This window comes from Streptomyces nanshensis (assembly GCF_001751255.1).
GTDB lineage: Bacteria > Actinomycetota > Actinomycetes > Streptomycetales > Streptomycetaceae > Streptomyces > Streptomyces nanshensis_A.
In genome coordinates this window covers 1-13,891 of record NZ_LJGW01000726.1, presented here as the reverse complement: position 1 = coordinate 13,891, position 13,891 = coordinate 1, and the positions used below count along the sequence as shown (strand labels likewise).

10 protein-coding genes are annotated in these 13,891 nt (G+C 71.4%); 8 read left to right on the top strand and 2 right to left on the bottom strand.

What is annotated here, in order from left to right:
* Together AN218_RS33520 and AN218_RS33515 are read right to left on the bottom strand one after the other, a co-directional pair.
* Window positions 1-4,797, bottom strand: a 4,797-nt coding sequence (locus AN218_RS33520) for a non-ribosomal peptide synthetase (RefSeq protein WP_244900913.1), incomplete at its 3' end; no start/stop codon positions are given.
* Between the two features lie 43 nt (window positions 4,798-4,840).
* Window positions 4,841-6,217 (bottom strand): salicylate synthase, encoded by a 1,377-nt coding sequence (locus AN218_RS33515; protein WP_070020793.1) that lies wholly within the window; start codon window positions 6,215-6,217, stop codon window positions 4,841-4,843.
* Between the two features lie 519 nt (window positions 6,218-6,736).
* Here AN218_RS33515 and AN218_RS33510 point away from each other — a divergent pair.
* From AN218_RS33510 to AN218_RS36265, 8 genes are all read left to right on the top strand, one after another.
* Complete coding sequence (locus tag AN218_RS33510; protein WP_079132877.1) at window positions 6,737-8,074, top strand: ParB N-terminal domain-containing protein; 1,338 nt, start codon at window positions 6,737-6,739, stop codon at window positions 8,072-8,074.
* 327 nt (window positions 8,075-8,401) lie between these two features.
* Window positions 8,402-9,292, top strand: coding sequence for a class I SAM-dependent methyltransferase (locus tag AN218_RS33505; protein ID WP_070020792.1), 891 nt, complete (start codon window positions 8,402-8,404; stop codon window positions 9,290-9,292).
* Window positions 9,293-9,305: 13 nt separating this feature from the next.
* The gene (locus tag AN218_RS35065; protein WP_079132876.1) at window positions 9,306-10,352 is read left to right on the top strand and encodes a cytidine deaminase; all 1,047 of its coding nucleotides are present in this window, start codon (window positions 9,306-9,308) and stop codon (window positions 10,350-10,352) included.
* 42 nt (window positions 10,353-10,394) lie between these two features.
* On the top strand, window positions 10,395-11,333 hold the full coding sequence (locus AN218_RS33495; protein WP_070020791.1) for a hypothetical protein: 939 nt from the start codon (window positions 10,395-10,397) through the stop codon (window positions 11,331-11,333).
* Complete coding sequence (locus AN218_RS33490; protein WP_070020790.1) at window positions 11,330-11,872, top strand: dCTP deaminase; 543 nt, start codon at window positions 11,330-11,332, stop codon at window positions 11,870-11,872. Before AN218_RS33495 ends, AN218_RS33490 begins: the two co-directional genes overlap by 4 nt.
* A complete protein-coding gene (gene dcd / locus AN218_RS33485) occupies window positions 11,869-12,405 on the top strand; it encodes a dCTP deaminase (RefSeq protein ID WP_070020789.1) in 537 nt (178 codons plus the stop codon). Before AN218_RS33490 ends, dcd begins: the two co-directional genes overlap by 4 nt.
* Window positions 12,402-13,481: a hypothetical protein gene (locus tag AN218_RS33480; RefSeq protein WP_070020788.1), complete on the top strand. Its 1,080-nt coding sequence runs from the start codon at window positions 12,402-12,404 to the stop codon at window positions 13,479-13,481. Before dcd ends, AN218_RS33480 begins: the two co-directional genes overlap by 4 nt.
* A 53-nt stretch (window positions 13,482-13,534) precedes the next feature.
* Window positions 13,535-13,891, top strand: a 357-nt coding sequence (locus AN218_RS36265) for an NUDIX hydrolase (protein WP_420856050.1), incomplete at its 3' end; no start/stop codon positions are given.

Here is a 13,891-nt window from a genome sequence, read left to right as displayed (position 1 = left end):
CGCCCCGTGCACCGCCTCGCGGGCGGCGGAGCCGTCCGTACGAGCGCCGCCCCTGCCGTCGCCGTCCGTACCGTCGCCGTCCGCACCGCTGCCGTCCTGCCCGGCCGGGCCCCGCTCTTCGGCGGCGTCCCGCGCCCGCGTCCCCAACGCGTCCAGATGCGCGGCGAGTTGACCGACCGTGGGCCGGTTCATCACGGCCCTGAGCACGTCGTCCCAGCCCAGGCCGCCGGCCTCGGGGACACGGTCCCGTATCAGGCCGACGAGCCGCGTCGCCAGCAGGGAGTCGCCGCCCAGGTCGAAGAAGCTGTCGTCCCGGCCGATGGGTCCCTCGGGCAGCACCTGGGCCCACAGCGTGGCGAGGAGCCGTTCGGTCCCGCTCTCGGGTGCGTCGGGAAGGCGTTCGCCACGGCCGCGCACCCAGGCTTCCGACCAGCGGTCCAACTGCCCCCTGTCGGCCTTGCCGTTGGCGGTCAGCGGCAGCCGGTCCACGATCTGGAGCTCGCCGGGCACCATGTACGAGGGCAGCCGCGCCGCCAGATGGCCGTGCAGCTCCCCGGGCGTGACGTACGTACGCTCGGCCTTCAGCCGTGCGGCGAAGACATGCTGGCCCGCGCCGGAGAGCGGATCGTCCCGTTCGGGCAGGCACAGCGCGGGCTCGGCGCCCGCCTCGCGCAGCAGCCGCAGCCACTCCGCACGGCCGAAGAAGGTGTCGCCGCTCGCCGCCCGCGCGTCCTCGAACCCGCGGAGCCCCTCGTTGAACTCCATGGAGGCCATCACCGAGGGCGCCTCGCGGGTGGCTTCGATCACCACCAACCAGCCGCCGGGCGCGAGCAGTTCACGGACGCGGGCGAGCGCCTCGTCGACCCGGACGGCGTCGTGCAGCACGTTGGCCATCAGGACGACGTCGAAGGAGTTGGGCACCAGCCCCTGCGCCCGGTGCTCCTTGTTCAGGTCGAACAGGCCGAAGCGCATCCACGGGAGCGCCGCGAACCGCTCGCGGGCCGGGCCGAGGAAGAAGTGGGAGACGTCCGTGAAGAGATAGTCGGCGTCGACGCCCTCCAGCGCGGGCACCACGGCCGAGGTGGTGCTGCCCGTGCCCGCGCCCACCTCCAGCACTCGCAGCGGTCCGCGGTCCTTCAGCCCCGCGGCGACGCACCGGATCGCCTCGGCCGCCGCGGCGTTGTTGTACCGGCTGATGAGGCTGTCCCGGTAGGCGGCGTACGCGGTGTCCAACCCGCCCTCGGGGAAGAGCAGTTCGCGTACGTCCAGCTCGCCGCGGAGCAGCGCGCCCAGATGCTCCTCGCATGTGCGGTGGAAGCGGATCAGCTCGGCGCCCCAGCGCACCCGCGGCTCCAGCGCGTCGATGCGGTCCACGACCTTCGCGCGCTCCTCCGGGGTGACCGGCACCAGGGCGCGGTGCAGCCCCGTGTCCGGGTCGGTGGTGAGGCGTCCGTGGCGGGCGAGCGCGGTGAGCCAGCGCCGCAGCAGCGCGGTGTGTCCGGGGGTCGCGCCGAGCGCGGAGGCGATCCGTTCGGTGCCGGCGGCGGCGTCCGCGTCGTCGAACAGGCCGGTGCCGGCGAGCAGTTGAGTCATCGCCTGGAGCGCCGAGGTGTCGAGGCACTCCGCCATCTCCGGTACGAGGTCGCGGTCGGTGCCGTGTACGGCGGCTTCGGCGCCGCGCGCCGCGCGTTCCGTCAGATCCGGGGGCAGCCCGTCGGCCGGCCCGCGTCCCGGTTCGGCGAACGCCACCAGCTCGCCGCCGCGTCCCGTCTCCGCTCCGCCGTCCGTACGTCCGCCGTGGACGACGACGGCCGCGGCGTCGACCGAGGGGTGCGACAGCAGGGCCGCCTCCACCTCGGCGGGCTCCACGCGATGGCCGCTGAGCTTGACCTGCCGGTCCGCACGCCCCAGGAACTCGATCGTGCCGTCCGCCGTCCTGCGGCCCAAGTCGCCCGTGCGGTAAAGGCGTTCACCCGTGCGCGGGTGGTGGACGAAGCGCTCGGCCGTGCGCTCCGGGTCGCCGAGATAGCCCAGCGCGAGCCCGGCGCCGCCGATGCACAGCTCGCCGACGACGTGTTCGGGGCAGTCCCGCATCAGCGCGTCCACCACATGGAAGGTCTGGTTGGCCAGGGGATGTCCGTACGGGATGCTCGGCAGGGCCGGGTCGACCGTGCCGATCGGATGGAAGATCGACCAGATCGACGCCTCCGTCGCACCGCCGAGACTGATCAACTCGACGTCGGGGACGTGCCGTCGGAACGCGTCCGGCAGGGACACCGGGATCCAGTCGCCCGAGAGCATCGCCAGCCGCAGCGGCCGCAGAGCGGCGGCGCTCTCCGGGACGGCGCGCAGATGTTCCTCCAGCATCTGGAGCTGCGCCGGTACGGAGTTCCAGACGGTGACGCGGTGTTCGGCCATCAGCGCCGCCCAGTGCGCGGGGTCGGCGCGCCGCCCCGCGTCGGGCAGCACGAGCGCGCCGCCCTTCGAGAGCAGCCCGAAGACGTCGTAGACCGAGAGGTCGAAGCCGAGTTGGGCCAGCCCCAGCACCCGGTCCTCCGGGCCCACGCGGAAGCGGGAGCCGATGTCCTCCACGGTGTTGCGGGCGGCCTCGTGGCTGATGACGACGCCCTTGGGCGCGCCCGTGGAACCCGAGGTGTAGATGACGTAGGCGGCGTCGCCGGGGTCCGTGCCGGGCGCTTCGGCTGCGGCCACCGCGTCCGCCGGGCCGTCGGCCGGTTCCAGGGCGCCGACCGCCAAGCCCCGTACGCCGGGCGGCAGTTCGAGTTCGGGTGCCGGCCAGGACCGGGTGAGCACGTGCCGTACGGAGGCGTCGGAGAGCACGGCGTTTCTGCGCAGCGGCGGCTGCGTGGTGTCCACCGGCAGATAGGTGCCGCCCGCCAGGAGGATCCCCAGCACGGCGACGATCTGCTTCCAGCCCTTCTCCGTCACGACGGCGACGCGTTCGCCCGGAGTGCAGCCGTCCTCGGTCAGCCGCGCGGCCACCGTACGGGCACGGCCGAGCAGTTCGGCGTAGTCGAGGGTGCGGTCCGGGGCGATCACCGCGGGCCGGTGCGGCGTACGGGCGGCCTGGGCGACGACCTCGGCGTGCAGCAGGCCGGACGGGAGCCGCGCGGCGGTGTCGTTGCTCCGGCGCAGCCGGGCGAGCTGGTGGGAGGGGAGCCGGGCGCCGCTCTCGGCGGTCTCCTCGGCCCCGGCTCCGGCCCCGGTTCCGGCCCCGGCCTCCGCGGCTGTGGTCGGCGAGTCCGTCCCCTCCGCCCACGCGTGCGCCCCGCACATCCGGCGGACCAGATCGGCGAAGGAGGCGAACATGTCCTCGGCCACGCCGTCGGGGAACACCCCGTCCCGCACGTCCCAGTGCGCCAGCAACTCCCCCTCGTCCTCCAGGATCTGGCAGTCCACCCACACCTGCGGCGTCTGCGTGATCCCGTAGGTCAGCCGTGCGCCGGGCATCAGCCCGGACTCCGCCCCGGCGGCGCCGCCGTTCTCGGCGACCGTGCTGGTGAAGGTCACCGGCATCAGCGCCTCCGAGCGCCCGCGCCGGCGGGCGATCTCCCGCATCACCTCGACCCCGGAGCACATCCGGTGGTCCAGGTCCCGCCACAGCCTCGCCTGGGTGTGCGCCGCCCGCTCGCCGAGTCCCGCACCCTCGGCGAGGTCCACCTCCAGCAGGCTGACGGAGCTGAAGTCGCCCACCAGGTCGGCCACTTCGGGGTGGAAGGGCACCCGGCCGCCCAGGGTCAGACCGAGGGTGAAGCGCGGGCTGCGGCTCCACCGGCCGACGGTCTCGGCGAACGCCTGGAGGAGCGCCCCGGAGGAGGTCGCTCCCGCCTCGGCGGCGTGCCGGCTCAGCGCCGCCTTCTGCTCCGCGGTCAGCCGCATCCCGTGCCGGGTGAAGCGCGGCGGCGCGTTCTCCGCCGTGCTGCGGACGGGAAGGTCGGGCGCGGGCGGCAGCGTGTCGATGCGGTCCCACCAGTACGCGCGGTCCCGTGCGTGGCCGCCCGACTCACGGGCGCGGCGCAGGGCCAGCACATAGTCCCGGAACGTCACACCGGGCGCCTCCCCGGCGTCCAACGGGCCCGTGCCGGCGCACAGTTCGCGCAGTTGCCCCAGCAGCATCCGGATGCTGCCGTAGTCGCAGATCAGCAGATCGACCGCGAGATGCAGCAGCAGCGTCTCGTCGGTCCTGGTGGTGCGGACCTCGAAGAGCGGCCAGCGGTCGGTGGGCCGCACCTGGTGCGACATCCGCTCCCGCAGATCCCGCAGCAGGGCCGCCTCGGCCCCGGGCCCGGAGTCCCGTACGTCCTCGTGGCGCACGCGGTAGTGCGGCACCTCCGGCAGCACCCGCTGGTGGCCCTCGGGCAGCACGACGCAGCGCAGCATGTCGTGGCGGGCGATCAGCGCGTTCCAGGCGGTCTCGATACGGGCCGTGTCCCACTCGCGCGGCAGCGCCAGCTCCAGATAGCCGTGGCAGGCGACGCCCCCGTAGGCGAACGCGTCCGTGCGGCCGAGGAGATAGGCGGACTGCACATCGGTCAGCGGGAAGACCTCGTGCCGCCCCCCGGGGTCGGGGACGAGGGCCGCCCCGTGCTGCTGCTCTCCCAGGTACGCGAGGACCTCGTCCTTCGCGTCGCGCAGCCGCTCCAGCCGTTCGGGGGTCAGCACGCCCTTGGGCGCGCGGTAGCGCAGCCGTGCCCCCTCCTCGTACAACTCCACGCCGTGGGACCGCAGTTCGGCCACGAACTCGCTGATCTCCATACCGCTGCCCTCCGAAGTCACCGCTGCCCTCCGCCGTCGCGGGGCCCCGCCCGATCAGGTCTGCTCAGCGCGCCAGGCTCCCGGCGAGCGGCGGGCCCGCGGGGTCCTGCGCCGCCGCCGAGGGGACGAGGAAGCCCGAGACGCTCCGGAGCTTCTCCGCGGTCTCCTCGAACTCCCGGTCCGCGCTCGACTGCGAGACGACGCCGGCGCCCGCGCGCAGCCACGTGCGTCCGGCGGCGCGGAACACCGACCGCAGGACGAGCGCCGCGTCCAGCGCGCCGCTGTGGTCGGCGACGAGGACGGCGCCGCTGTAGAGGCCGCGCCGTCCCGGCTCGTGGCGCCGAATGGCCTCGTACGCCGCCGACTTGGGGATGCCGGACGCCGTGACGGCGGGGAAGACCGCGCCGAACGCGTCCCAGGGTCCGTACGGTCCGGACAGCCGCCCCGTCACCCGGGACGCGAGGTGCTGCACGCTGCCGCGTTCGCGTACGGCCATGAACTCGCTCACCGCGACGGACCCGGGCTCGCACACGTCTGCCAACTCGTCGACGCCCGCCTTGACCGACACCGCGTGCTCGTGGACCTCCTTGGGGCAGGTCAGCAACTCCTCGCGCAGCGCGCCGTTGCGGCCCGGGTCGTCGGTGAGCGCGCGGGTGCCGGCGAGCGGCTGGCTGGTCACCAGTCCGTCGCCCGTCACTTCGACGACGGTCTCGGGGCTGAAGCCCGCGGCCTCGATGCCGCCGAGGTCCAACAGGAAGGAGCGGGCGGGGGTGTTGGCGCGCCGCCCGAGCACGTACGTACCGATCAGGTCGATGTCGCCGGGGACGTCGACGGCCCGGGAGAGGATGCTCTTCTGGAGCTGGCCGTCCGCGATGTCGCGCACCGTCGCCTCCACGGCGGCCGTGTACTCGGCGCGTCCGGCGCCGAGTGCGCCCGGCGGCAGCGGACGGGCCGAACGCAGCGGCGGCGCGGGGGAATTGAGCGCCTCGACGGCTGCCGCGAGTCCCGCTTCGTCCGCCGCGCGCACCGTCGCCGCGGTGGCGGTGAACCGTATCTCCGTCCGCGGGACGACGAGATGCAGCAGCCGCTCGGCGCCCAGGTGCTCCCGTGCGCCGCCCGTGGCGTAGGACAGCTCGAAGGCGGCCCATCCGTAGGCGCGCCAGCCCTCCACGGGGACGCGGGCGAGGAGGGCGCGCACCGAGTCCAGGGGCGGGCCGTCCCACGGCAGGAACGTCCCGTCGCCGTCGCCGCCGTCGTGGCTCAGCCGTGCGCCCTCGCGGTCGAGCGTGAGCGTGGCGAGAGCGCCGCCGCCGTACGACCACTCCGACGGGCCTTCATGGACGAGATATTCGCCGTGCAGTCCGGAAGCGGCCAGCGCGGCGGCGGTCAGGAGCGGGTCTCTTCGCAGTTCTACGCGGGTTTCTGCATAACAACGGGACATGGCAGCCCTTACCTCGGAATTCCATAGCGAAAAGTGAAGCCATACGCCGCGTGGGCGTGGTGTACGCGCCGGAGGTAATTACCCGGGGGAGAGCTGGAGATTGATTCGGTGAACGTCTCCGGAGAAGCGCTTCGGGGAGTTCGGGCACACATTCCCGAGCGGCATCCGGGGTCGGACGCTACCCGGATGTTCCGCCGAGGGGCAAGCGCCGTGCCGCGGGCTGCGGTTCGGGAAGTCGAATCGTCAACTTAACGCATTGGGACAGTAGTCGGGGCAACCTTCCAGGTCCTCTGTGCGTCGCGTCGTCCGCGGCGTCTCGGGGCGCGCCCGGTGATCACGTCGGACGGCACCGATGACGAATATAACCTCCTGACGGAATTTCAGATTCCGCTCCTGGACTCGGTTGACCGTCCAGAACCTGTTGGGTTTGATGGTCCACGTTTCGCTCGACTTCATCTCCTGTACGCGTCTTCAGCGCCGTGGGTGAGTGGGCGACCGCTTCATGAAGGGGGATATGAAGTGACGTCACTGAGCGGCGATCACCTCTCGCACACGAGGTACACGGGCCGGGTGCCCGCACGGGAGCGTGTGCTGACGCCCGTGACCTCGGCGTACGAGGGCGGCCGTGACGCGGCCGGCGCCGCGGGCAGGCCGACGGGGTCCGTGCGCTGGGCGCCCTTCCGCATCGAGGAGTCCGACGACGGCGGCTCGGCCGACGGCGGCGACGGCGAGGACGGCGAGGACGGCAGATCCGAGTACGCGGCGGTCTCCCGGCTCGTCCGTCTGCACAGCACGCCGGGCGGCGAGGCCCCCGCACCCGCGGTGGTCCCCGTTGCGGCACTGCGCCCCTCCGACTCGCCCCGGCTGGAGGGCGAGAACAGCCAGTACGTGCGGCAGCTCGCGGAGAGCGCGGCACCGCTGCCGCCGCTGCTGGTGGACCTGGCGACGATGCGGGTCATCGACGGGATGCACCGCCTGCGCGCGCTGGAACTGCGGGGCGAGGAGTACGTCCAGGTGCAGTTCCTGGACGAGCGTCCGCAGGATCTGTTCGCCGTCGCCGTGGGCGTCAACGCCGTGCACGGACGCCCCCTCAGCCGCGCGGACCGCGTCGCCGCCGCGGCCCGGATCCTCGTCTCGCATCCGCACTGGTCCGACCGGCACGTGGCCGAACTGGCCGCGCTCGCGCCGAGCACCGTGGGCGCCATACGGGAACGTTCAACTGACCACATCGAACCGTTGAACGCCCGGGTGGGCAAGGACGGCAGGACCCGTCCCATGGACGCGGCCGAGGGCCGCATCCGGGCCAGCGAGGTCATCACGGCGAACCCCCGGAGCACGCTGCGGGAGATAGCCAAGACCGCCGGTATAAGCGTCGCCACCGCCAAGGACGTCCGCGACCGGATGCGGCAGGGCAAGGACCCGCTGCCGCCCCGGCTGCGCGGCGGAGCGGCCAGGACCTCCGAGGCCGGCGCCACGGCGGGGGCCACCGCGACCGTGCCGGCGGCGTCCGCGGCGACGGCGGCTGCGACTGCGTCCGCGGCTGCGACTGCGACTGCGACCGCGGCCGCGGCGGTGCAGCGCGAACCCGGTTCCGTGGTCCGCATCCACCGCGCCGTCCCCCAGTCCGCGTTCAACAGTCTGCTGCGGGACCCCTCGATGCGCACGGACGCCGGACGCGCGCTGCTGCACCTGATGCGGTGCCATCTTCTCGACGACGAGGAGAAGAGGCGGTGGTTGATGGACTGCATTCCCGAACACTGCCGCGCCACCGTCGCGCAGGGCGCACGCGACTGCGCCGAACAATGGCTGCGCCTCGCAGGGGAGATGGAGAAGGAGACCTCTGCGGGCCCCGACTGATTTCCCGCGGAGTTACCCGCGAGTTCTGTTGTTCCGTGCCTGTGCCGCCGCCGCGGCACAGGCTTTTTCATGTGCTCGCGCTTGTTCGGGAAACACCGTGGATTCCCGTCCGTTCGGCGCATGTTGAAAAAATATTGGTAATCGGTCGGGTGCTGCTAGCGTCACGGTCGAGGGCAGAGACTCTCGGTGGAAGAGGCGGGGGACGGGATTATGCAAGGTTGCTGCGAAATCCCGATTCCGGGCTACGGCTGATACGGCGACCTCGCACTCCGGTAACCCCTGCGTTGCACACCGCCCACAGCTCGTTGGATTCGCGATGAGGGATGAATGACTCAGCAGACGGAAAACACGGCCGCGGCACAGATGTTCCAGTTCGGCCTGGACTACATCCGGGACCACTTCGGCAACAACACGGCTCTGGCCACGCAGCAGATGACGCACAATCTGTACCGCAAGAACCGGAAGCCGCTCGTCGACCACATTCTCGACTGCCTGGACCTGACCGGCCGTGAGACGGTCCTCGACCTGGGCTGCGGCAACGGCTTCATCCTCCGCGACGTGGTCAGCAAGATCCGCGCCGGCGGCCGTACGGTCGCCCTCGACATCTCGCCCGCCATGCTGGAGCTGGCCCAGCGCAACGCCAACCTCTCGTGGGCGCCGCTGGAGTTCGCCGAGGGCCGCGCCGAGGACCTCTCGCGCTTCGCCGACGGCGAGTTCGACCGGGTCATGGCCAACTTCATCTTCCACTACATCGAGGACCCCGACCTCGTCTGCTCCGAGATACGCCGGGTGACCGCCGACAAGGGCCACGCCATCGTCTCGATCGAGGCCCGCGGCTCGATGCCGGAGATGTACCAGCTCCACTTCGAGGGCATGGAGAAGGTGGGCTTCCCCGCCGAGTTCATCGACCGGCTGCCCCGCGGACGCCGCGGCAAGATGGTCCTGGACAACGCCGAGGCCACGCTCTCCAAGCACTTCGGCGAGGTCGAGGAGCGTCCGTACGTCGACGCGCTCCGCTTCGAGACCCCCGACCCCTTCATGTACTTCTACGGCACGGGGCACCGCTACTGCGGCGCCAAGGCCAAGGCCGGGGACGACATTCCCCAGTCCGCCTTCGACGAGCTGCACGCCTGGGTCGAGGAGAAGGTCAGCGAACGCATCGCCGAAGTCGGCTACTTCGAGCTCAGCAAGCAAAACTCGGTATTCGTCTGCTCGTGAGTGAGGGCCCCACATGACGATCGCTTCTCACCCCCCGCTGCGCATCGCGCTGTTCGGGCTTCCCGGAGCCGGGAAGTCGACCACCGCAGGGCTGCTCCGCGAAATCCTCGCGGAATCCGGCCGTGGCATGGACGTGGTCAAGATCGGCGCACCGCTGTACGACGTACAGCAGTATTTCCACGCGCGTGCGGGGTCGGAACTGGCCGAGGGGCAGCAGGACGGAGCGCTGCTCAATTTCCTGGGTACGCACTTCCGCAGGACGTCTCCCGACTTCCTGCTGACGGACTTCGGTGAGCGCTGCGACCGCGCGGTGCTCGCCGGAGCCGACGTCCTCGTCTGCGACGACGCCAGGCCGGCCGACTTCGACGGGGTGCTGAAGCAGGGATTCCGGGCGGTGCGCGTCACCGCGCCGGAATCCGAACGTCGTCAGCGCAAGGCGGTACGGGGCGACAGGACAGCGGGCAGCGACGACCATCCCACGGAGCAGGGCGGAGCCTCCATGGCGGTGGACTTCGAGATCGACAACTCGTCGGACATCGCCGCACTGAGGAAGCGCGTCGCGGACGTCGTGGCCGAACTGACCGCGCCCGGGGCGCAGTCGGACGCCGCGGAGAGGTCCGACGACGCGCGGCGCGCACTCCGCTCGCTCCTGGAGCACACCCGGGGCGTCATCCGGGGCCGCTACGCCGAGAACCGGCACCAGATCGCCGCCAGCCTGCTGGCCGCCGACGGGCGGGTGTTCAGCGGGATCCACCTGGAGGCGATGGTCGGCCGTGCGTCGGTCTGCGCGGAGGCCGTCGCGCTCGGCAAGGCCCGTGAGGCGGGCGCGACGGATCTGCGGTACGTCCTGTCGGTGCGTCACCCGAAGCCGTCCGAGGCAGCGCGGGAGATCAAGCTGGTCCCGCCGTGCGGTCTGTGCAGGGAACTGCTCCTGGACTACGGGCAGGACCTGCAGGTGGTTCTGGGCGGCGAGGACGAGCTGCGCTCGGAGTCCCTGTCCCAGATGCTGCCGCACAAGTACGTCGGTACGAAGTGGGCGGCTGTCGATCAGTCGCGCTGAAGCAATTCTGGCCGGAAGCGAACCTGGGTGATGGGTGACGGAATGAGCACGTTCGAGTCCTTCCTTGCTGAGCAGTATCCCGGCGCGGACATCAGCGAGCTCAGCGGGTCCAACAACGTCGTGTACTCCGTGAAGACGGAGAGCGGCCCGATCATCGCGAAGCACGTGACGGACAGCGACATTCCGCTCTCCTACCTCGCCGACGTCAACGACGCGCTCTCCGTGCACCTCCCGGTGCAGAGGATCTTCCGGGTGTGCGAGCAGGAGCGGGGCGACGCCTACGACGCCGTCTTCTCCGAGTACGTCGAGGGCGAGAACCTGGCGACGGTCGTCGCCGAGGAGCCGGACAGGCTGCCGGCCGAGGAGCTGGTGGCGTTCCTGTGCCGCTTCGTCGAGGCGTGCCGCGAACTGCCCGGCATGCACGGGGACTTCGGCCTCTACAAGCGCGAGGCCCCCTCCTTCGGCACCCACGTGGAGTTCGTGACGCACTACGCGCGGCGCTACTGGGGCCGCGTGCGTCCCTTCTACGAGGGCACGTCCGTGGCGGAGGCCGTGGACGGCTGGCTGGAGGGCGGGTTCGCCGCCGCGCTGCGGGCCCGTCCGGCGTCGTACGGGGGCGTCCCCATCGACGCCAACCTGAAGAACTTCGTCCTCACCCCCGACGGGCGCCTCGTGGTGCTCAACGTGCCCATCGTGGGACGGTCCACGCCGGCGCACGCCGTGGGGGCGATCGGCGCCCATCTGCGCCACCACGAGGCACACGACCTGCTGCTGGACGCGGTGAAGGGCGGCATCTGCGCCGACGACCTCGCCATGGTCCCGCACTTCGAGGTCTCGGCCCTGCTCGGGATCATGTCGTTCTACGCGGTCCGCGAGCCCGAAGCGTTCCCGACGTGGCGGAACTGGGGCTCCCCGGTCACTCTCGACCACGATCTGCGGAGCCTGATCGCGACCGGCCTCATGAACCCGGAGGCACGATGATCCTCACGGGTTCCGCCATCGGCCAGGCCGTGCAGAGCGGCGACATCGTCATCGACCCCTTCGACGAGTCCCGGGTCAATCCGAACAGCTACAACTACCGCCTCGGTTCCGAGATCCACCGCGTCAGGGGCGAGCGCAGGAACGGCCCGGGCGGGTCCCGTGAGGCGCTCACCCCGGTCGACGGACGCTTCCTGCTGCGCAAGGGCGAGTTCTATCTGGGCCACACCCTGGAGCGGATCGGCAGCACGCGCTACGTCACCTCCCTCATCGGCCGCAGCTCGATCGGCAGGCTGGGTCTGTTCGTCCAGCTCTCCGCCGACCTCGGCCACTGCGGGGCGGTGCACCGCTGGACGCTGGAACTGCTTCCCGTGATGGACATCTACGTCTACCCGGGACAGATCCTCGGCCAGGTCTCCTTCTGGGAGGTGACGGGCGATCCCCTCGCCTACGAGGGGTGGTACGGGCAGCACGACCGTCCGGCGCCGTCCAAACTGCACGCGGGCATCCCGGCACCCTCACAGATTCGAGAGTTGCGTTGATTCTCAGCGGCCACGAAATCGAGCGGCAGATCGAGCTGGGCGCCATCACAGCGAAGCCGTTCGATCCCGAACTCATCAATCCCAACAGCATCGATCTCACCCTCGACGACACGATCCTGCGCTACCGCGACCCCGTCATCGATCCCCGGGTCGAACCGGAGGTCGTGGAGGAGAAGATCCCGGAGGACGGGCTCTTCCTGGAGCCGATGAGCTTCTGCCTCGGCTCCTCACGGGAGATCGTGGGCAGCACGGAGTTCGTCCCGATGGTGCACGCGAAGTCGAGCACGGCGAGAGCCGGTCTCTTCGTCCACGTCACCGCCGACCTCATCGACATCGGGTCGATCGGGACCGTCACCTTCCAGCTCTTCTCCACGCTGGGCCTGCGGGTCTATCCGCACATGCGCCTGGGCCAGATGACGTTCTGGAAACCCAAGGGCGAGATCACCCTCTACTCGGGCAAGTACCAGGGCTCACGCGGCCCGCGAAAGTCCGAGATCTTCCGCGACCGGTACTGGGAGACGCAGCAACGATGACCGAAGACGTCCACGTCATCGCCTCGATGGACACCGTGGCGGTGCGTCTGCGCGCCCCCCGTGCCGTCGTCGGCGAACTCGACCGGCTGGCGGCGCCGTACATCACCACCACCGCGGCGGAGACGACGCACGAGGAAACGTACGAGGAGCTGCCCTCGGTCCTCTTCACGTCCGAGCCGCCGGAGGGCGACGGCTGGGAACGCGTCGTGAACTCCTCCGAGTACGAGCCCGACAGGGTCGTGTGGGCCGACCGTACGCGGCGCAGCGTCGCCGTCGTGGGCGACCCCGTTCCCACCGCCTGGCAGAGCCAGCAACTGCTGCGCTCCGTACGGCACTTGCTGCGCTGGCAGGCGTACGCACGGGGCGATCTGCTGCTGCACGGCGGACTGGTCTCCGCGCAGGGCGCGGGCATCGTCTTCACCGGAGGGAAGCGCTCGGGCAAGACCTCCAGCATCCTCAGCTCGCTGCTGCACGCGAAGGCCGACTTCGTCTCCAACGACGACGTCGCGCTCACCGAGTCGGCCGGCGGCCTCGTCGGGTACGGCACGCCGCGCACCGTCAACATACGGACGGACTCGCTGCTCGCCCTCGCCGAGACCGCGCCCGGCATGAAGGAACTGCTGCGCGACTGCGCCCATCCGACCAACGGCTACCGGGGCAGACACCGCACGCTGGAGACGCTCACCACCGACTCCGGCACCGAACTGCCCGGCTCCCTCTGGGTCCGCTGCGCCGAACTCGCCCGCGCCACCGGCTGTTCGCTCAGTCCGCGCGGCACGGTCGACGCCGTCGTCCTGCCGAAGTTCGACGGGGCGACGCAGGAGCCGCGCATCGAGCCGCTCACGCCCGAGGAGGCCGGTGCGGCTCTCCAGGAGCACATCGAGTGGCAGGGCACGAAGTACGACCCGTTCCTCGCCGAGTGGTTCCCGGAGACCGACGCCGGACGGCGGCAGCGGCTGGTCGAGCGTCTCGTCGCCGAGGTGCCTTTCCTCGCGCTCACCCAGAACATGCACGGGCTCGGCGCGGCGACGGACCTGGTGGTCGCCGCCGCTCTCGGTGCGCCGGCCCGACCGTGACACACACGCCGGACCCCGGGCCCGGACGTGACGAAGCTTCGCAGGAGTGCAATGTGACAGCCACAACCGACCACGGCGATGCCGGGAGCGACTCCCGTGCCGCGTCGGGGCCGTCCGCCGTCACCTCGGTGCGGGCCGCGGCGCTCGTGACCACCGGGGACGGCGGTGTCCTGCTGGCCAGAACCCGTACGGCGAGCGGCACTTCGGCCGGCGCCCCGACCGGCACCGGCACCGGCACCGGCACCGGCATCGGTACGGGCACGGGCACGGAGGAGCCGTGGGCGCTGCCCGCCGCCGAACCGGCCGCGGGGGAGTCGCTCCACGACGCCGCCCACCGCGCGGTGACCGAGACGACCGGACTCGCGCCCCGGCTCGGCGAGTTGCTGACCGTCGACTGGGCGCCCGGCGAC

Excerpts from the sequence above, each read along its gene's own strand:
- AN218_RS33515 (WP_070020793.1), bottom strand. The coding sequence starts at position 6,217 with ATGTCCCGTTGTTATGCAGAAACCCGCGTAGAACTGCGAAGAGACCCG.
- AN218_RS33505 (WP_070020792.1), top strand. The coding sequence starts at position 8,402 with ATGACTCAGCAGACGGAAAACACGGCCGCGGCACAGATGTTCCAGTTC.
- AN218_RS35065 (WP_079132876.1), top strand. The coding sequence starts at position 9,306 with ATGACGATCGCTTCTCACCCCCCGCTGCGCATCGCGCTGTTCGGGCTT.
- AN218_RS33495 (WP_070020791.1), top strand. The coding sequence starts at position 10,395 with ATGAGCACGTTCGAGTCCTTCCTTGCTGAGCAGTATCCCGGCGCGGAC.
- AN218_RS33480 (WP_070020788.1), top strand. The coding sequence starts at position 12,402 with ATGACCGAAGACGTCCACGTCATCGCCTCGATGGACACCGTGGCGGTG.
- AN218_RS33490 (WP_070020790.1), top strand. The coding sequence starts at position 11,330 with ATGATCCTCACGGGTTCCGCCATCGGCCAGGCCGTGCAGAGCGGCGAC.